This is a genomic window from Kurthia massiliensis (genome assembly GCF_000285555.1).
Classification (GTDB): Bacteria; Bacillota; Bacilli; order Bacillales_A; family Planococcaceae; genus Kurthia; species Kurthia massiliensis.
The window spans coordinates 350257-368490 of the sequence record NZ_HE610996.1; the positions used below are offsets into that span (position 1 = coordinate 350257).

Here is an 18234-nt window from a genome sequence, read left to right on the forward strand (position 1 = left end):
TAATCGTCACGTTTACATGACCATACCGCCATCAATATGAAGCACTTGACCTGTCATATATCGACTTGCATCAGACGCTAAAAAGCTTACGACACTCGCAATATCTTCAGGCTGTCCAAGTTTTGCTAGCGGAATTTGTGATAGCATACCTGATTTTGCTTCTTCTGGCATCGCATCTGTCATTTCTGTTTCAATAAAACCTGGTGCGACTGCATTTACTAAAATGTTACGTGCCGCTAGCTCCTTCGCCGACGTTTTCGTCAAACCGATGACACCCGCTTTTGACGCCGTATAGTTTGCTTGTCCTGCATTGCCGACAACGCCAACGACAGAGGCTACATTAATAATGCGACCGCTACGTTGTTTCATCATCGGACGCGTCACCGCTTTCGTGCAAAGGAACACAGATTTCAAATTCGTATCAATGACGTCATCCCAATCTTGCTCTTTCATACGCATGATTAAATTGTCGCGCGTAATCCCTGCATTATTGACGAGAACATCAATCGAACCGAACGTCTCAAGCGTCGTATTAACGAGCGTTTTGACCGCATCTGCATCGCTCACATTCGCCTGTACGACGAGCGCTTTTACGCCAAATGCTTCAATTTCCTTTGCGACTGCTTCTGCACGCGCTTGTGAACCGCTATAGTTCACGACGACGTTAAATCCGTCTTGTGCTAGTTGTAAGGCAATCGCACGGCCAATGCCGCGTGATGCGCCTGTCACGATTGCTGTGTTAGACATGTGCCCACTCCTTTGCGTCTGCTACTAATGCTTGTAATGTCGCGTCATCGTATACGCAGTACGTTGTCGCTTGTCGATCTATTTTTTTGACTAAACCGCTTAATACTTTTCCAGGGCCACATTCGATAAACGTATCGACACCTTGTGCCAACAGTGTACGAATAGACGCTTCAAATTGAACAGGTGCTGACAGTTGCGCAACGAGTAAGTCCGCAATCGCATCAGGCGCTGTTACAGGCTGTGCTGTGACGTTCGCAATAACGGGTACCGTCGCTTGTTGTAACGACACGTTCGCTAACGTTTCACGAAGCTTCTCTGCAGCGGGTTTCATCAATTCACTATGGAATGGACCACTGACATTTAACGGTAATGCGCGACGTGCGCCTGCTGCTTTCGCTCGTTCACACGCTACTTCTACAGCGCGTTTCGTTCCTGAAATCACGATCTGTCCAGGACAGTTTAAATTCGCCATTTGAACGACTTCGCCGAGTTCCTCGCTGACCGATTTCGTTACCTCACCGAGCGTTTGCTCATCAAGTGCTAAAATCGCAGCCATTGAGCCTTCACCTGCGGGCATTGCCTCATTCATGAGCTTGCCACGCGTATGCACAATTTGAACGGCATCTTCAAATGTCATAACACCTGAAGCGACGAGCGCTGCATATTCTCCTAGACTATGACCGATTGTAAAATCTGGTTGAATACCTGCATCTACTAGTTGTTTAGCGACTAGTACACCCGTTGTTAATAATGCTGGTTGCGCATTGTATGTAAGCGTCAATTGCTCTTCTGGACCTTGTAACATGAGCGTCGATAAATCATAACCGAGTAATGCATCTGCTGTTTCGTAAAAGTTTGCATAGTTGCCTTGTAGTAACGCCTCACCCATTCCTACTTTTTGTGAGCCTTGGCCTGGAAATAGAAAAGCGATTTTTGTCATATTAATTCTCCTTTGAAATCGTAGAATCAATCGTTGCGCATACGTTATGTTCAGCCATTTTCTTCGCTTGACGAATCGCGCTAAAGAAAGCATGACCTTTTGATGAACCGTGCGCTTTAATAACAGGCGCCTTCAAGCCGAACAATACCGCACCGCCGTATTCAGAGTAATCCATCTTGTCTTTGATTACTTTTAAATTCGGTTTAATCATCGCTGCAGCAATTTTCGTTTTCGTTGAAGACATCAGTTGCTCTTTTAATAAAGAGAAAATAGAACCTGCTACCCCTTCGATTGTTTTAAGTACCATGTTACCTGTGAAGCCATCTGTAATGACGACGTCAGCCGCATGGTTTAATAATTCGCGTGCTTCTACGTTACCGACAAAATTAATCGGTGCATCTTTTAACAATGCAAACGCATGCTTCGCGAGTTCATTCCCTTTTTTATCTTCTGTACCGATATTTAAAAGACCGACTGTTGGGTTTTCAATGCCGCGTACTTCGCGCGCATAAATGCTACCCATAATCGCATATTGCAATAAGTTTTCTGGTTTTGCATCTGCGTTTGCACCGAGGTCTAACATATCAAAACCTGCACCGTCTAATGTCGGTAATGTCGTTGATAATGCTGGGCGATCAATGCCATCAATACGACGTACGATAAACAGACCAGCTGCCATAAGCGCACCTGTATTACCTGCTGATACGCATGCATCTACTTCACCATTTGCAACCGCTTGCGCCATACGTACCATTGAAGCATCTTTTTTACGACGTACTGAGCGCACTGGCTCATCTGTCCCTTCGATAACTTCCGTACAATGTACGACTTGTAAACGATTATGGTCTTTTAAAAACGGTGCCATTTTTGCTTCATCACCGTATAATACGATTTCTAAATCTGTAAAAGCATCAAGCGCTTCATATACACCTGCAATAATTTCCTTCGGTGCATTGTCGCCACCCATGCCGTCAATTGCAAATTTCATTATTTTTCACCTTTACCTTTCGTACGGTACATTTCAAAATTGCCCGTAAACACTGTTGTACCATTTACTGTTGATGTAACGTTCACGAATGTACGATCTTTTGAATCATCTCGTCCTGTGACAGTTGCCTTCGCAATCACACGATCACCTGCGTGAACAGGACGTGCAAATGATAGTTCTGATTTTACAGTTAACGCTAAATCATCGTCAATGACAGCGACTGCTAATGAATTCGCTTGTGCAAATAAATGATGACCACGTGCAATGCCATTACGTTGGAAAACGTGATCTTCTGTTACATCAAAAATAGACAGTGCTCGTTCATCAAGCTCGATATCAATAATCTCGCCCATGACTTCGTCTAAAGGTAAAGTTTTGACTTCATTTTCAAAGTTATGTGCTGCGACGTCTTTGATGCGTTCGCGTAACTCGGGGATCGATAACTCCATACGGTCTAAACGAATCGTTTGGACGCTAACATTAAATTTAGATGCTAATTGATCATCTGTAATAAATGGGTTATCTTCAATCGTTTGTTTCAACAATTTTTGTCGTTCTTTTTTTGAATACTTCATTGTTCCAATTTGCGCTCCCTTTGTATTAGCACTTGGTACTAATATCAGTATATAAATATAAAAAGGAGAATGCAAGCATAATTTGCACTCTCCAGCATTAATCGATGCGTTCCCCCGCTAAAATACCTGACGATTCAAGCGTTTCACGCAAATTTCTATATGCCTCATCATGCCAAAATTCATCGGTATAAACGAGTTGTGCCGCGTCACGACGCGCTGTTTCAAGCGCGCGGTAGTCATGCACAAGGTCTGCCACTTTAAATTCAGGCACACCACTTTGTTTGCTGCCAAAAAAGTCGCCCGGTCCGCGAAGTTCCAAGTCTTTCTCCGCTAAACGGAAGCCATCGTTCGTTTCCGTCATTGATAACATCCGTTCTTTCCCTTCATCACTTTTAGGATCAGCTACTAATACGCAGTACGATTGGTGCTTGCCACGTCCTACGCGTCCACGCAATTGGTGGAGTTGCGCTAAACCGAAGCGCTCTGCATCGTAAATGACCATAAACGTTGCATTCGGGACGTTTACCCCAACTTCAACGACAGTCGTCGATACGAGCACATTCAATTCACCGTCACTAAATGCACGCATGACCGCATCTTTTTCTTCACCATTTAAGCGACCATGCATTAAACCAACTGTAAATTTACCGGCAAATAACGTTTGCAATTGCGCATGCAAATCAACAGCGTTTTGTACATCTAGTTTATCCGATTCTTCAATTAATGGGCAAATCAAATATGCTTGTCTGCCCGCTTCAAGTTCTTGTTGCATTCGACGAAGCACGAGATTGAATTGCTCCGCCTTCATCCAGTGCGTTTCAATCGGTTTACGACCTGCCGGCATTTCGTCAATAATGGAAACATCCATTTCACCGAACGCTGTAATTGATAACGTACGCGGAATAGGTGTTGCCGTCATAAACAACTGATCGGGACTTTCCCCTTTATCACGCAATACGCGACGTTGGTTGACGCCGAAGCGATGTTGTTCATCGGTAATAACGAGACCGAGTTTAGAAAATATAACGTTCGGTTGGATAAGCGCGTGCGTACCGATTAAAATATCGATCTCACCTGACGCTAAATCCGCAAGAATCTCCCGGCGCGCTTTCGGACGGGTAGAACCCGATAATAATTCGACGCGTACATCCATTTCTTGCAACCACGCACGTAAATTTTCTAAATGTTGCTCTGCTAAAATTTCTGTCGGCGCCATTAACGCACCTTGATAACCAGCTGTCACTGCCGCATACAATGCACTCGCTGCCACGACTGTTTTCCCCGAACCAACATCGCCTTGTAATAAACGATTCATTCGCTGAGGGGTTAGCAAGTCCTTACAAATCTCATTGACGACACGCTTTTGCGCCCCTGTTAAATCATACGGAAGCGAAGCAAAAAATGCGCGTAGTCGTTCAACATCATAATGAATTGCAAGCCCTTGCTCATCTTCTTTTCGTACTTTTCGAATCGCCTGCATTTTCAGTTGGAAAACGAGAAATTCTTCGTAAACGAAACGACGACGTGCTTGCTTCGCATGCGCTGCACTTTTCGGAAAATGAATCCCTTCAAGTGCTTCATGCATAGGCAGTAGTTGATATTGTGTCCGCAACTGTTCAGGAAGCACATCTTTCACCGCTTCCCCACATTCATCGAGTGCTTGACGAATAAAACTACGATATTTTTTTTGATTTAATTTTCCACGTAAACTATACACTGGCTCAAAATCAGCTTGCGTATCTTTCGGTCCGACATTTAACTGTGAACCACTAATCGCCTGACGTCCTTGATCCCACTTACCTGTAACGGTCACGATGACACCAGGTGCGATTTTATTTTTCAAATAAGCTTGATTAAAAAAAGTGACGCGAATCAAATGATTGCCTACGAGCATTCGAAACTGTAGACGAGAGCGTCCTTTCCCTAAAAACATGACGTTTGGTGAACTTTCGACACGTCCTTCTACTGTGACACGTTCATTGTGCGGCGTTTGCGCTAAATCTTTTAAGCGAAAATCTTCATGACGAAATGGAAACGTTAAAAGTAAATCTTCCACTGTCGTGATATGCATTTGCGCTAAATTTTCAGCAGCTGCTTTTCCGACACCTTTTAACGCCGTTACTGGACTCCATAAATCAATTGCCACTGTTTGCTACAGCTCCTCCAAAAATACGTTTTTCTAACCAACGCCCTGTCGGAGTAGCAGCGAGACCTCCTTGTGCTGTTTCACGTAGTGCAGACGGCATCGTTTGACCGATGCGATACATCGCGTCAATTACTTCATCCGTCGGAATACGACTTTCCACACCAGCAAGTGCCATGTCGGCTGCTACCATTGCATTAGCAGCACCCATCGCATTACGTTTTACACAAGGAACTTCTACTAAACCCGCAACAGGGTCACATACTAAGCCTAGCATATTTTTCAATGAAATGGAGAATGCATGTGCAGATTGTTGTGGTGTACCGCCTGCCATTTCGACGATCGATGCTGCTGCCATTGCTGCCGCTGAACCGACCTCTGCTTGACAGCCACCTGCCGCACCTGAAATGGATGCATTATTCGCTACGACGAAACCGAATGCGCCCGCTGTAAATAAGAAACGTACCATCTGTTCATGTGTTGGATTTAATTTATTTTTCACCGAGAATAATACACCTGGTACGACACCAGCAGAACCAGCAGTTGGCGTTGCACAAATCATCCCCATCGCCGCGTTGACTTCGTTTGTTGCAACTGCTTTACTGACCGCATCTAATAAAAAATCACCACTTAATCCTTTTCCTGATTTTAAATAGTTTTGAATTAAAACGGCATCGCCACCTGTTAAGCCAGTCACAGATGTCACACCTTTTAAACCGCGGTCAACAGCTTGTGACATCACTTCTAAATTACGCTCCATTTGCGCAAAAATATCTTCACGGCTACGTTCTGACATCGCCATTTCTTGTTCGATCATAATTTCTGAAATCAATTTATTTTCTTGTTCTGCGCGTTCGACTAATTCGCGAACGTTATGAAATAACACTTCCATCTGCAATCCTCCTAGCTATTTTTAATACGCGATACTTGCATAATATTCGGTAAACGTCCGATTTCATTTAACACATCGTCGCTTAAGTTTTGATCGACCTCAATAACCATTAGCGCCATCGTGCCACGCTCTTTACGTGATACTTCCATATGACCGATGTTAATTTGATGACTCGCTAAACATACCGATACGTGCGCTACAACACCTGCGCGATCGTTATGCACGACAAGAATTGCTGGCATACCACCTGACATGCGTAAACGGAATCCGTTCAATTCTGTAATCTCAATTGAACCCCCACCAATCGAAATACCACACATCGACATTTCATTACCTTCGTCGTCTCCTAAAACGATGCGCGCTGTATTTGGGTGTTCAGATGCACCTGTTTCTGGGATAAATTCAAAGCTTAAACCAACTTTTTCAGCTTCCTCAAATGCCGTTTTAATACGTTCATCATACGTCTCGTAATCGAGTAACCCCCCGATAATGGCGACATCTGTTCCATGCCCCTTATACGTCTCCGCAAATGAACCATATAAATGTATTTTTGCCCAAGTAGGTTGTTTACCAAATAAATCGCGTGCGACGCGACCGATACGTGCTGCACCTGCTGTATGGGACGAAGATGGCCCGATCATCACAGGACCAATAATGTCGAAAACGGATGAAAATTTCATACGTAGTCCCCTCTCTCAAAAAATAATTAATTGTAGTTTCATTTTATCCTATTCACGTCATAAACCCAACATTTAAGCGAGCGTACTTCGGGCGATATTACACGATCTGTCCAAACCATATAAACAATTTAGACTATTTCGTGAGCATTTGGCTATTTAGTGTGTACAATTGCTCTTTTCAAACATACGTCGAAAAAAATAAAAAAATCCGTTTTTCCTCGGAGGAAAAACGGATCTTCTCACTTCTATTATTCAACAGAAATGATGTATGGGTATACAGGTTGTTTACCGTTGTGTACTTCTACTTCAACGTCTTCGAAGTTTGCTTCGATGTAACCTGTTAATTGAGCTAGTTGTTGTTGTGTCGTATTTTGACCGTAAAGCACTGTCACGATTTCAGAATCTTCATCAACTGTTTTGTTAATGGCTACTTCTGCAGCTTCTTCTAACGTTTTAACAGATGCTACGATTTTACCTTCGACCATCGCCATGAAATCATCTGTATGAATTTCAACGCCATCGATTGTTGTATCACGTACAGCTGTTGTAATTTGAGCTGTTTTCACATCTTTAAATGCGCGTGTCATCGTTTCAGCATTTTCTTCAACAGTTACCTCTGGGTTGAATGAAAGGATTGCACTCATACCTTGAGGAATTGTTTTCGTTGGTACAACTGCAGCAGGAATGTCTAATAATTCAACCGCTTGCTCTGCAGCCATAATGATGTTTTTGTTGTTTGGTAAAATTAATACTTTTTCAGCGCCTACTTCTTTAATCGCATTGACGATATCTTCTGTAGATGGGTTCATCGTTTGACCGCCTTCGATGACGTAAGATGCACCGACACTTTCAAGTAATTGTTTTACACCTTCACCTAATGCTACTGTAACGATTGCATATGGTGTTTTCTTCACTTCTTTCGCAACTGCTGGTTTTTCTTCTCCAACGATTGCTGTATGTTGTTGACGCATGTTATCAACTTTTACTTTCACAAGGCTACCGTATTGGTGACCGTATGAAATAACTTCACCTGGTGTTTCAGAGTGAACGTGGATTTTTACAACTTCGTCATCAGAAATCACTAATAGTGAATCACCGAATTTGCTCATATCTTGACGGAATTCATCTTCGTTGAATGGACGTTTGTCTTCTTCGAAACGAACCATGAACTCTGTGCAATAGCCGAAGACGATATCTGATGTATCCATAAAGTCTTGTGCACGGTGGTGCTCAGCGTTTACTAAATCATCTAATGATGATTCAATTTTTGCTGGAAGCTCCTCGCCTTTTAAGCTCGCTACGAAACCTTCGTATACGAATACAAGACCTTGACCACCACTATCGACAACGCCTACTTCTTTTAATACAGGTAAAAGATCTGGTGTTTTGTCTAAAGCGATTTTTGCTGCTGCAAGCACTTCTTCCATAAACACAACGATATCTTCTTCTGTATCAGCCAATTCTATTGCTCTTTCTGCAGCTAGACGTGCGACTGTTAAAATTGTACCTTCAGCTGGTTTCATTACCGCTTTATAGGCTGTTTTCACACCGTGGTCTAATGCATTTGCAAAAGTTTTGACAGATAGTGTTGCTTCTTTTTCTACCGCTTTGCCGAAGCCGCGGAATAATTGTGAAAGGATTACACCTGAGTTACCGCGAGCACCCATTAATAGGCCTTTTGATAACGCTTGTGAAACCGCTCCGATATTTTCTGTGACATTGTTGGCAACTTCTTTAGCGCCTGATGTCATTGAAAGATTCATATTTGTACCTGTATCACCATCTGGTACTGGGAATACATTTAGTGAATCCACATAATCTGCGTTTTGAGATAAATGGTGCGCCCCAAGTTGTACCATTTCCGCAAATTTAATGCCGTCTAATGACTTCATTGATTTAGTTCCTCCTCTTAATCGTTCGCTACACGCACACCTTGCACATACACATTAACTGAGTTAACAGCCATGCCTAATGTCGTATCGAGTGTATATTTTACTTTTGATTGGACTTGATAAGCCACCTCTGAAATTTTCGTACCATAGCTGACGATTACATACATATCAATATGTAAATTTTTATTTTCACCTTCGCCATCTTGACGTACTAATACGCCGCGCGCGAAGTTTTCTTTACGCAAAATATCTGTTAATCCATCGCGGATTTGATGCTTACTTGCCATGCCGACAATCCCGTAACATTCGATTGCAGCTCCACCTGCGATTTGTGCTACGACATCATTAGCGATATCAATATGACCGAATTCATTTGTTAGTTCTACTGACATTGATTTGGCCTCCTGTTCTAAATTAACTTCACTTTATTGTACTATACAAAACCTTATTATAAAAGAATCGTCTTTATTCGTCCATTTTTGCACAAAACATAGTGTAAAGGTTTTTTTCTTGAAAGTCTAGGATTTAGTTATTGCAAAGTCCGAATGTCTATGTTAAATTATTATAGTATGTGAAATATCGAAGTGAAACACACTCTTTCAACTTCTTAAATGAGGAGGAAATCAATATGCCAAAACAATGCGTAATTACTGGACGTAAAAGTCGTTCTGGTAACAACCGTTCACACGCTATGAACGCTTCAAAACGTACTTGGGGTGCTAACTTACAAAAAGTTCGTATCTTAGTAAACGGCAAACCTAAACGCGTTTGGGTTTCTGCTCGTGCACTTAAATCAGGTAAAGTAGAACGCGTATAATAGCGCTCTTAAAACACCTTGCTTCGCGCAAGGTGTTTTTTTGTGCAAAAAAGGTAGTGCAATTTTTATTTGCACTACCTTTTTCTGTATATTCATATATTAATCGTTACTACGAATCATCAATAAAGCACTTTGTGAAAATGTAACTGTCGCATTCGGAGAAATGACTTCATTGCTCGTAAAACGCGTCGTTCCCATCGTGACAAGTTCCGCTGTCGTTTCATAGGCGACACCGCGTAACGTCACATCTGGTACGTCGCTACCGAATGCAAAAAACGATACGTATTGATAACGATCGTCATATGGCAGTTCAGTCGTTCCAGGAAATAAGAAACTTAATTCATTCGTCTTATTCATCATACAGATGTGACAATTTGGTGTTGCTTTTTGTAAGCGGTACACGAGATGTAAATTCGCTGCGTAGTGATCGAGTCGACCGCCCGTTGCACCGATGAGTGTAATGCGGTCTGGTTGCATCTCTAATGCGCGCAAAATCGCAAGCTCTGTGTCGGTCTCATCTTTTTCTGGTGCATGACGCTCGATATTTGGCACAGCGTCCGTTACGCGTGCCCATTCGGCGTCTGATAGTGAATCAAAGTCACCAACAGCCATATGAGGTGTAATTCCATGTTCTAATAAATAAATCGTGCCGTGGTCGGCTCCGATAAAAATGGCGTCGTTAAAAGAAAGGAGGACGTCGCGCGTAGCGACCTCCTCCTGTGGACCTCCTGCGCAAATAATAACGTGCATTAAAGCGCTGCAAGTCCTGCTTCTTTAATTGCTGTAAGCGCTGCTTGACGGTCTTCTTTACCGAAGATTGCAGAGCCAGCGACAAACACCGTTGCGCCTGCTTTGGCACATGGTACGATTGTTTCGGCGTTGACGCCACCGTCGATTTCAATCGCGACATCTAAGTTTTTCGCTTTGATCGTATCTGAAAGTTCTTGAATTTTTGGTACGACAGAATGAATGAATTTTTGACCACCAAATCCAGGGTTTACTGTCATTAGAAGCACCATATCGATATCTTCTAATACGTGTTTGATCGTGTCGATTGGTGTATGTGGATTTAACACGACACCAGGTTTTACGCCGTATGAACGAATCAATTGAATCGTACGATGTAAATGTCGACAAGCTTCTACGTGTACAGTGATGTATGCTGCACCCGCTTTGGCAAATTGTTCGATATATTGATCAGGATTTTCAATCATTAAATGCACGTCTAATGGCACGTTCGTATGTGGACGAATCGCATCCATAGCGATTGCACCGAATGAAATGTTCGGCACGAAATGGCCATCCATGACATCTACGTGAATCAAATCTGCTCCTGCTTTTTCAACATCTTTTACTTCTTCTACTAATTTACCGAAATCGGCTGCTAGAATAGATGGTGCAATTTTAATCATAATGTTAGTACCTCGGCTTTCTATCTGTAATTTCTTGTAGGAATTGTAGATAGTGATCGTAGCGGTATTGCTGCAAGTCACCTGTTTCGAGTGCTGCTTTCACCGCACATTTCGGCTCTTTCACGTGCAGACAACCGCGGAATTTGCAGTCTTCTGACAAACGTGTCAAGTCCGGGAAACAGTACGTTAATTCCTCTTTTTCTATTGTATCAAAATCAAACGAACTAAAACCAGGTGTATCTGCAATTAAACCACCTGCCACTTCAATTAATTCTACGTGACGTGTCGTATGTTTCCCGCGTCCTAGCGCGTCAGAAATAACACCCGTTTTTAAATTTAACATCGGCATTAACGTATTTAATAATGTTGATTTTCCAACACCTGATTGCCCTGCAAGCACTGTCGTTTTTCCTTCTAACAGTGGACGGATTTTTTCAAGAATCGTCGCATCGTCTTTGAACGTTTCGACGACCGTATAGCCGATTGCTTCATAATCCGCTTTATAACGTGCAATGCTTTCACGTTGCGCATCGTTTAATAAATCCATTTTCGTTAAACAAATAAGCGGTTGAATGTGGAACGATTCTAATACGACTAAAAAGCGGTCTAATAAAATCGTGTTGAAATCTGGTTCTACGACAGAAAAGACGAGAATCGCTTGGTCGATATTTGCGATTGGTGGACGAACGAGTTCATTTTTACGTTCTGCCACTTTCGTCAATGTACCGTCATTATCTCCTTCCACTTCATATTCAACAAAATCGCCAACGAGCGGTGTAATGCCACGTTTACGGAAAACGCCGCGCCCTCTCGTTTGAATCAATTTGTCGCCATCTTGGACGTAATAAAAACCACTTAATGCTTTTCGAATTTGGCCTGTTGCCATACTGTTCCTCCTATTTTATAGATCATCATACAAAATTGTTTCGTCATAAATCGTTTCATCGTCACGCGTAATACGATAAATGCCTTCGCTACCTTCTTCAATGACAAGTTTTAAGCGTTTCGTCGTCGTTTCCGTAATCGTAAACGTTTGATAAACGGCCGTTACTTGATGATCTTTATCTTGAATATAAATATTAATTTTTTGTGGCGTACGTGTCGGTGCTTCGATTTCTGTTTCTGGTGCCTCTTCGTCTGCTGACGCCTCATTCATATCGTCATACGGTATTTCAATCGTACGAATGAGCGTTTTTGTCGCTTTCTCTTCAACGCCTTTTGAGACGACGACGGTCACGTCATTGCCTTTTGAAAGCGTCGTCCCTGCTGGTGGATTTTGTGAAAGTACATGCCCTTTTTCAATCGTATCCGAATATTTTTCATCGGTAATTCGAATATTGGAACCTGTCTTTGCCGCATAATCTTGCAACTGCTGCGTTGAATAGCCGAGTAAATTCGCCAGCGCAAACGTTTCAATCCCTTTACTAATCGTTAGCGTCACAGTCGTCTCATTTGGTACGACTGTTTTTCCCGCCTTCGGTGACTGCGTTAAAATTTGATTAACCGGTTGCTCCGAAAATTGCTTTTTAATTTTAACGTCAAACCCTTGCTTCGTTAATAACTTTTTCACTTGGTTTATATCGCGACCAACATAGTCATTCATCGTCACTTCTTCTTTTCCTTCTGAAACGACTAAATCAACTTCTGTATGTTGGTCAACCTTTTTACCAGCGCCTGGCATCGTTACGATGACATTGCCATTTGCGATTGTATCCGAATATTGCATCGAACGTTTCCCAATCGACAGCCCTGCCTCTTGAATGTCATCTAATGCTTTTTCGAGTGCAATGTCTGAAACGTCAGGCACGGTTACTTGCTTCGGTTTAAATAACTGTGGGAATAATACGAGCGTCGCTGAAAATAACAACATGAAGACAGCGAGTATGCCTAGCGTCACGAGCCATTTGTTGTGCTTTTTCTTTTTCGGCGTTTCAACTGGCTTTGGCTCCGGCGTTTTTTCTACTGCCATTACCCGCGTCACTTCTTCATCTGGTGGCGCTGGCACGAAGTCTCGAATCACTGGAATTGCCTTCGTTTTTTCAATATCTTCTGGCACGATAAATTTCGCATCGTGCGCACGTGCATCATCTAGCACCGTTTCTAAATCTTCGCGCATCGCTTCAACTGAATCGTAGCGATAACGTGGATCTTTCGCTGTCGCCTTTAACACGACATTTTCTAAACTTTGTGGAATAGACGGCACGATTTGACGCACGGACGGTGTTTCCGATTGCAAATGTTTAAGCGCAATCGACACAGCAGACTCCCCTGAAAATGGCAGCTGTCCTGTTAGTAATTCGTATAACACGATACCGAGCGCATACATATCTGACTTAACGGTCGCAATACCCCCACGCGCTTGCTCTGGTGATAAATAATGCACCGTCCCAAGTACTGAGTTCGTTTTCGTAAATGATGTCGCCGATAGAGCCATCGCAATACCAAAATCGCTAATTTTCACGTTGCCATCTTCATCCATCAAAATGTTTTGTGGCTTAATGTCACGATGAATAATTTGATTTTGGTGTGCATTCGCAATTGCTGACGTCAGTTGTACCATAATTTTCACCGCGCGCTGTGGCGAAAGTGGCGCGTATTGCTGAATATATTGTTTCAACGTTTGCCCTTTAATATATTCCATCACTAAATAATACATATCATCTTCTTCTCCGACATCGTAAATCGATACGATATTCGGATGCGTTAAGCTCGTAGATGACGACGCTTCTCGTTGAAAACGACGATGCAATTCATCTTCATCTGAAAAGTTGTAGCGTAAAATTTTAATCGCCACATCGCGATCTAAAATAGCATCGTGCGCCAAATAGACGTTCGACATGCCGCCACCACCGATCAGTTTGAGAATTTTATAGCGTCCACCAATACGTTTTCCGATTAGCATACGCTACACCTCCTCTCGCTGTGCTTCTAATAAGATGCAAGAAATGTTATCTTCGCCACCATACAAATTGGCGCGTCGAATCAATTCGCGCCCTTTTGCCGCTAACGTCGTTTGAGTCATCACAACGCTATGTAATTCAGAAGACATTAGCTTATTGCTAAGGCCATCTGAACATATTAATAGATAGGAATAAGGCAACAATTGTACCTGATAGTAGTCTGGTTCAATTGTTGCCTCGGTGCCTAAAGATTTTATGATGTAGTTTTTTTGTGGATGTACTTGCGCTTCTGCTTCGCTAATTTGCCCGGTTTCGACGAGCACGTTCACGTAAGAATGATCGCGTGTAATTTGCGTAATCGAAGCTTTTGATAAAACGTACGCACGACTATCACCAATATGACAAATCATCACATCATCTCCCGCGATGAATGCCGCAATAAGTGTTGTACCCATGCCTTGGCATTCGTCGTGTGTTAATGAATAGTTGTATATGTCTTTGTTGACTTGTTTAATCGTTTGATCAAGCCATGCGCGCTGTGCTGTTGCTGTTTCAAAAGGTTTTTGTATTGCATTAAATGACGCTGCGAATCCGTCAACGGCCATCGTGCTCGCGACATCGCCGGCGTTATGCCCGCCCATGCCATCTGCAACGATTGCTAGTTGCATACCGACTGCATTCGTCAATACGACTGCTCGATCTTCATTGAGCGTTCGCTTCCTACCAATATCACTTTCAACCGTAAATCTCAAGGCACTTCACCTCTTCAACAATTAGTGTGCAGTTTCTTCTTCACGCTCTTGCGCACGTAATTGACCACATGCCGCAGCGATATCTGAACCTTGTTCACGACGAATCGTTACGTTAATACCGCGGTCTTTTAAAGTGCGTTCGAAAGCGAAAATACTACTGCGTGATGTACGTACGTAATCGCGTTCTGGTACGTAGTTGATTGGAATTAAGTTGACGTGACATTTAATATCTTTAATTAAATCCGCTAACTCATTCGCAATGTCTGTAGAATCGTTTTGACCAGACATTAAACCGTACTCGAAGCTGACACGACGGCCAGTTTTTTCTGTATAGTATTTTACCGCTTTTAATAGCTCATCTAATTTGTAAGCTTTTGCGATAGGCATTAATTTTTGACGTGCTTCTTGGTTTGGTGCATGCAGTGATACCGCAAAGTTAATTTGTAGCTCTTCATCTGCAAATTTGTAAATTTTCGGTACGATACCAGATGTTGATACGGTAATGTGACGTGCACCGATGTTTAATGATTGTTTATGGTTAATGATACGTAAAAATTGCATCATGTTGTCGTAGTTATCGAACGGTTCGCCGATACCCATAATCACAACGCTTGATACACGTTCATTTAACTCATCTAATTGGCGTTGTACTTTTACGACTTGCTCAACGATTTCACCTGCTAAAAGGTGACGTTTTAAGCCGCCAAGTGTTGACGCACAGAACGTACAACCGATACGGCAACCGACTTGTGTTGTCACACAAATTGAGTTCCCATAGTTATGACGCATTAATACGGTTTCAATTGAGTAACCGTCTTGTAATTGGAATAAAAACTTAATCGTACCGTCTTTTGATTCTTGTTTTACAAGTGTTGATAACGTGCTAAATGCGAAGCTCGCTTCTAATTTATCACGTAACGCTTTTGAAAGGTTGCTCATATCTTCGAATGTGCCGACGCGTTTCACGTATAACCAATCGAAAATTTGTTTCGCACGGAACGCTTTTTCGCCGTTATCTTTTAACCATTGTTCTAAGTCTTCTGGTAGTAATGAATAAATTGATTCGCGTAATACTGGTTTTTCCTTTTTCACGCGTTTTGTTGTTGTTTCTGGTGTTTGATTTTGTTGTTCCACTGTTGGAATCTCCTTATTACTGTGGCTTAGGGGCCTTTGCCCATTCAGCACTTAGTTATTTCAATTAGCCTTTTTTCACAAATGAAGCGACAAAAAAACCATCGCTGTTGAACTGTTGTGGGAATACTTGCATCATGCCTTCTTCACGTAAACCGACTGCAGCTTCTGGTGCATTTTCAACAGGTGCCAGTTGCATATCAGGATGTTTCGCTAAAAATGCCTCAACTGTTCCATTGTTCTCCATTTTATCAATTGTACACGTACTGTAAACCATTTTGCCTTGAGGTTTTAATAATTCGTACGCTGCATCTAATAAATCAACTTGGATTTTGTGTAATGACGCAAAATCTTCTTCTGTTTTCGTGTACTTAATATCTGGCTTACGACGGATGACGCCTAAACCGCTACAAGGAGCATCGACTAAAATACGGTCAAATGATGCCGCTTCAAATTCATCGGTTGCTTTACGGCCGTCTAATACACTTGTTTTAATAATCGATAAGCCAAGACGATCTGCGTTTTCTTGAATTAATTTAATTTTATGCTTATGAAGGTCTGTCGCAATTAACTCGCCTTCGTTGTTCATTTTTTCAGCGATATGTGTCGTTTTACCACCAGGGGCTGCACACATATCGTAAACACGCATGCCAGGTTGTACATCTAAAGCATATGCTGGTAACATTGAGCTTTCGTCTTGAATCGTAATAATACCGTCTGCGAATGCTTGTGAACGAGCTGGTTGGCCTTCAATGACATGTAAACATTCAGGGACATTTTCGCTACGACGCACTGCATATTTTTCTTCCCATAGTGCTTCTAAACCGCCGCGTGTATCTGCTTTTGTTGCATTCACACGAACTGTTTGAAGTGGTGGGAAGTTGTTTTCGATTAACATATCTTCAGTGACTTCGACACCAAAGCCGTCGATGTAACGGCGCACAAGCCATTCTGGGTGACTCGTTTCAATTGCGATACGTTGTGCTGTATCTTTGATATCCGTCGTTTCACGTAAACCATTACGTAAAATTGAACGCAGGATACCGTTCACTGTCGCTGCGATACCGCCGTGACGTGCGCGGTGTTTTGCGATTTCAACCGCTTCGTTCACAGCTGCGTGATCTGGAATTTTATCTAAATACGCAATTTGGTAAAGTGATAAACGTAATAACCAACGTACCCACGTATCTAATTTCCCACGTACGTAAGGTTCTAAATAATAGTCTAGCGTTAATTTGTATTGAAGCGTACCGTACGTCAGCTCCGTTAATAAGCCACGGTCTTTTGCATCAATGTGATATTTTTCAATCGTTTGGTGTAGCAATAAATTGCTGTAAGCTTGCTTTTCGTCTACTGCCAGCAAAATTGTTAACGCTGCATCGCGCACATTGCCGTCCCAAATAGGGGCTTTCTTCTTTTTACTCATTCAAATCGATCCCCAATCGCTAATTTCGAGCCTACGCCGTTTAAATAGTTTACAGCTGGCATCGCTTTTTTACCTGCAGGTTGTAATTCTAATACATCGACTGCAGTACCTTCACCACATGCTACGGTGAAGAATTTTTTTGCTTTCGCAATGACTGTACCTGGTGCTTCTGTTGTCGTTTCAGCAGACTCACGTACTGCCCATACTTTCACATTGTCACCGTCTAATGTCGTATAAGCGACCGGCCAAGAATTTAAGCCACGTACTTGGTTGAATACTGTACGTGCTGATTTTGACCAATCAATACGTTCTTGCTCACGAGAAATGTTGTGTGCAAATGTTACTTTCGATTCGTCTTGCGCGATACGTTCGTTCGTACCCGCAACAATTGCTGGAATCGTTTCTTTTAAAAGGTCGCGACCGATGATGCTTAATTCATCGAATAATTGACCTGTCGTATGATGGTCTTCAATCGCGATGGCACGTTGTGAAATAATATCACCTGCATCTAATTTTTCCGCCATATACATAATTGTAACGCCTGTTTCCGCTTCACCATCAAGTACTGCTTGATGGATTGGTGCGCCACCACGATATTTCGGTAATAATGACGCGTGCACATTCACGCAACCAAGTTTTGGCGTATCAAGTAATGATTTCGGTAAAATTTGACCGAATGCTGCTGTCACGACTAAATCTGGTTGTAAGTCGATAATTTGTTGTAGTTCTTCGGAGCCGCGTAATTTTTCAGGCTGAATAACTGGTAAACCAAGTTCAAGTGCTGCTACTTTTACTGGAGGTGGTGTTAACACACGTTTACGACCTACTGGACGGTCTGGTTGTGTCACAACGGCTAGTACGTCATAGCCTTCCTCTACTAACATTTGAAGTACTGGGACTGAGAATGCCGGTGTCCCCATAAATACGATTGACGTCAAT

Annotated in this window: 18 protein-coding genes; 1 reads left to right on the forward strand and 17 read right to left on the reverse strand. The window is 42.5% G+C overall.

Going from position 1 to position 18234, the window contains the following annotated elements; all coding sequences use genetic code 11:
• Positions 1 to 12: 12 nt before the first annotated feature.
• From fabG to KMHG_RS02175, 9 genes are all read right to left on the reverse strand, one after another.
• The gene (gene fabG, locus KMHG_RS02135) at positions 13 to 747 is read right to left on the reverse strand and encodes a 3-oxoacyl-[acyl-carrier-protein] reductase (protein WP_010286473.1); all 735 of its coding nucleotides are present in this window, start codon (positions 745 to 747) and stop codon (positions 13 to 15) included.
• Positions 740 to 1687 (reverse strand): ACP S-malonyltransferase, encoded by a 948-nt coding sequence (gene fabD, locus KMHG_RS02140; protein ID WP_010286475.1) that lies wholly within the window; start codon positions 1685 to 1687, stop codon positions 740 to 742. The genes fabG and fabD overlap by 8 nt, the downstream gene beginning before the upstream one ends.
• Before the next feature lies 1 nt (position 1688).
• Positions 1689 to 2675 (reverse strand): phosphate acyltransferase PlsX, encoded by a 987-nt coding sequence (gene plsX, locus KMHG_RS02145; RefSeq protein WP_010286476.1) that lies wholly within the window; start codon positions 2673 to 2675, stop codon positions 1689 to 1691.
• Entirely contained in the window at positions 2675 to 3250 is a 576-nt protein-coding gene (gene fapR, locus KMHG_RS02150) for a transcription factor FapR (RefSeq protein ID WP_010286477.1), read from the reverse strand. The genes plsX and fapR overlap by 1 nt, the downstream gene beginning before the upstream one ends.
• 97 nt (positions 3251 to 3347) lie before the next feature.
• Positions 3348 to 5396 carry an ATP-dependent DNA helicase RecG gene (gene recG, locus KMHG_RS02155; RefSeq protein ID WP_010286478.1) on the reverse strand — a complete coding sequence of 683 codons (2049 nt, stop codon included), beginning with the start codon at positions 5394 to 5396 and terminating at the stop codon, positions 3348 to 3350.
• On the reverse strand, positions 5386 to 6285 hold the full coding sequence (gene sdaAA / locus KMHG_RS02160; RefSeq protein ID WP_010286479.1) for an L-serine ammonia-lyase, iron-sulfur-dependent, subunit alpha: 900 nt from the start codon (positions 6283 to 6285) through the stop codon (positions 5386 to 5388). The genes recG and sdaAA overlap by 11 nt, the downstream gene beginning before the upstream one ends.
• Positions 6286 to 6296: 11 nt before the next feature.
• Positions 6297 to 6965 (reverse strand): L-serine ammonia-lyase, iron-sulfur-dependent subunit beta, encoded by a 669-nt coding sequence (gene sdaAB, locus KMHG_RS02165; protein ID WP_010286482.1) that lies wholly within the window; start codon positions 6963 to 6965, stop codon positions 6297 to 6299.
• A 248-nt stretch (positions 6966 to 7213) separates the two neighbouring features.
• Entirely contained in the window at positions 7214 to 8857 is a 1644-nt protein-coding gene (locus KMHG_RS02170; RefSeq protein WP_010286483.1) for a DAK2 domain-containing protein, read from the reverse strand.
• Positions 8858 to 8874: 17 nt separating this feature from the next.
• A complete protein-coding gene (locus KMHG_RS02175; RefSeq protein ID WP_010286486.1) occupies positions 8875 to 9249 on the reverse strand; it encodes an Asp23/Gls24 family envelope stress response protein in 375 nt (124 codons plus the stop codon).
• Positions 9250 to 9485: 236 nt separating this feature from the next.
• Here KMHG_RS02175 and rpmB point away from each other — a divergent pair, with 236 nt between their 5' ends.
• Positions 9486 to 9674, forward strand: a complete 189-nt coding sequence (gene rpmB, locus KMHG_RS02180; protein WP_010286489.1) for a 50S ribosomal protein L28 — start codon at positions 9486 to 9488, stop codon at positions 9672 to 9674.
• 99 nt (positions 9675 to 9773) lie between these two features.
• Here the strand turns inward: rpmB and KMHG_RS02185 are convergent, their stop codons facing one another.
• The 8 genes from KMHG_RS02185 to fmt all read right to left on the reverse strand — a co-directional run bounded on the left by KMHG_RS02185 (position 9774) and on the right by fmt (position 18233).
• Positions 9774 to 10424, reverse strand: coding sequence for a thiamine diphosphokinase (locus tag KMHG_RS02185; protein WP_010286491.1), 651 nt, complete (start codon positions 10422 to 10424; stop codon positions 9774 to 9776).
• A complete protein-coding gene (gene rpe / locus KMHG_RS02190) occupies positions 10424 to 11086 on the reverse strand; it encodes a ribulose-phosphate 3-epimerase (RefSeq protein ID WP_010286493.1) in 663 nt (220 codons plus the stop codon). Before rpe ends, KMHG_RS02185 begins: the two co-directional genes overlap by 1 nt.
• A gap of 4 nt (positions 11087 to 11090) precedes the next feature.
• Complete coding sequence (rsgA, locus tag KMHG_RS02195) at positions 11091 to 11972, reverse strand: ribosome small subunit-dependent GTPase A (protein ID WP_010286495.1); 882 nt, start codon at positions 11970 to 11972, stop codon at positions 11091 to 11093.
• A gap of 15 nt (positions 11973 to 11987) precedes the next feature.
• On the reverse strand, positions 11988 to 13988 hold the full coding sequence (gene pknB, locus KMHG_RS02200; RefSeq protein WP_010286498.1) for a Stk1 family PASTA domain-containing Ser/Thr kinase: 2001 nt from the start codon (positions 13986 to 13988) through the stop codon (positions 11988 to 11990).
• Between the two features lie 3 nt (positions 13989 to 13991).
• Positions 13992 to 14738 carry a Stp1/IreP family PP2C-type Ser/Thr phosphatase gene (locus KMHG_RS02205; protein WP_010286500.1) on the reverse strand — a complete coding sequence of 249 codons (747 nt, stop codon included), beginning with the start codon at positions 14736 to 14738 and terminating at the stop codon, positions 13992 to 13994.
• Positions 14739 to 14759: 21 nt separating this feature from the next.
• Entirely contained in the window at positions 14760 to 15872 is a 1113-nt protein-coding gene (gene rlmN / locus KMHG_RS02210) for a dual-specificity RNA methyltransferase RlmN (protein WP_010286502.1), read from the reverse strand.
• A gap of 64 nt (positions 15873 to 15936) precedes the next feature.
• On the reverse strand, positions 15937 to 17295 hold the full coding sequence (rsmB, locus tag KMHG_RS02215; RefSeq protein ID WP_010286504.1) for a 16S rRNA (cytosine(967)-C(5))-methyltransferase RsmB: 1359 nt from the start codon (positions 17293 to 17295) through the stop codon (positions 15937 to 15939).
• Positions 17292 to 18233, reverse strand: a complete 942-nt coding sequence (gene fmt, locus KMHG_RS02220) for a methionyl-tRNA formyltransferase (protein ID WP_010286505.1) — start codon at positions 18231 to 18233, stop codon at positions 17292 to 17294. The genes rsmB and fmt overlap by 4 nt, the downstream gene beginning before the upstream one ends.
• Position 18234: the final 1 nt, after the last annotated feature.

Excerpts from the sequence above, each read along its gene's own strand:
- sdaAB (WP_010286482.1), bottom strand. The coding sequence starts at position 6,965 with ATGAAATTTTCATCCGTTTTCGACATTATTGGTCCTGTGATGATCGGG.
- rpmB (WP_010286489.1), top strand. The coding sequence starts at position 9,486 with ATGCCAAAACAATGCGTAATTACTGGACGTAAAAGTCGTTCTGGTAAC.
- plsX (WP_010286476.1), bottom strand. The coding sequence starts at position 2,675 with ATGAAATTTGCAATTGACGGCATGGGTGGCGACAATGCACCGAAGGAA.
- rsgA (WP_010286495.1), bottom strand. The coding sequence starts at position 11,972 with ATGGCAACAGGCCAAATTCGAAAAGCATTAAGTGGTTTTTATTACGTC.
- fapR (WP_010286477.1), bottom strand. The coding sequence starts at position 3,250 with ATGAAGTATTCAAAAAAAGAACGACAAAAATTGTTGAAACAAACGATT.
- KMHG_RS02170 (WP_010286483.1), bottom strand. The coding sequence starts at position 8,857 with ATGAAGTCATTAGACGGCATTAAATTTGCGGAAATGGTACAACTTGGG.
- rsmB (WP_010286504.1), bottom strand. The coding sequence starts at position 17,295 with ATGAGTAAAAAGAAGAAAGCCCCTATTTGGGACGGCAATGTGCGCGAT.
- fabG (WP_010286473.1), bottom strand. The coding sequence starts at position 747 with ATGTCTAACACAGCAATCGTGACAGGCGCATCACGCGGCATTGGCCGT.
- sdaAA (WP_010286479.1), bottom strand. The coding sequence starts at position 6,285 with ATGGAAGTGTTATTTCATAACGTTCGCGAATTAGTCGAACGCGCAGAA.
- pknB (WP_010286498.1), bottom strand. The coding sequence starts at position 13,988 with ATGCTAATCGGAAAACGTATTGGTGGACGCTATAAAATTCTCAAACTG.
- KMHG_RS02175 (WP_010286486.1), bottom strand. The coding sequence starts at position 9,249 with ATGTCAGTAGAACTAACAAATGAATTCGGTCATATTGATATCGCTAAT.
- rpe (WP_010286493.1), bottom strand. The coding sequence starts at position 11,086 with ATGATTAAAATTGCACCATCTATTCTAGCAGCCGATTTCGGTAAATTA.
- fabD (WP_010286475.1), bottom strand. The coding sequence starts at position 1,687 with ATGACAAAAATCGCTTTTCTATTTCCAGGCCAAGGCTCACAAAAAGTA.
- KMHG_RS02185 (WP_010286491.1), bottom strand. The coding sequence starts at position 10,424 with ATGCACGTTATTATTTGCGCAGGAGGTCCACAGGAGGAGGTCGCTACG.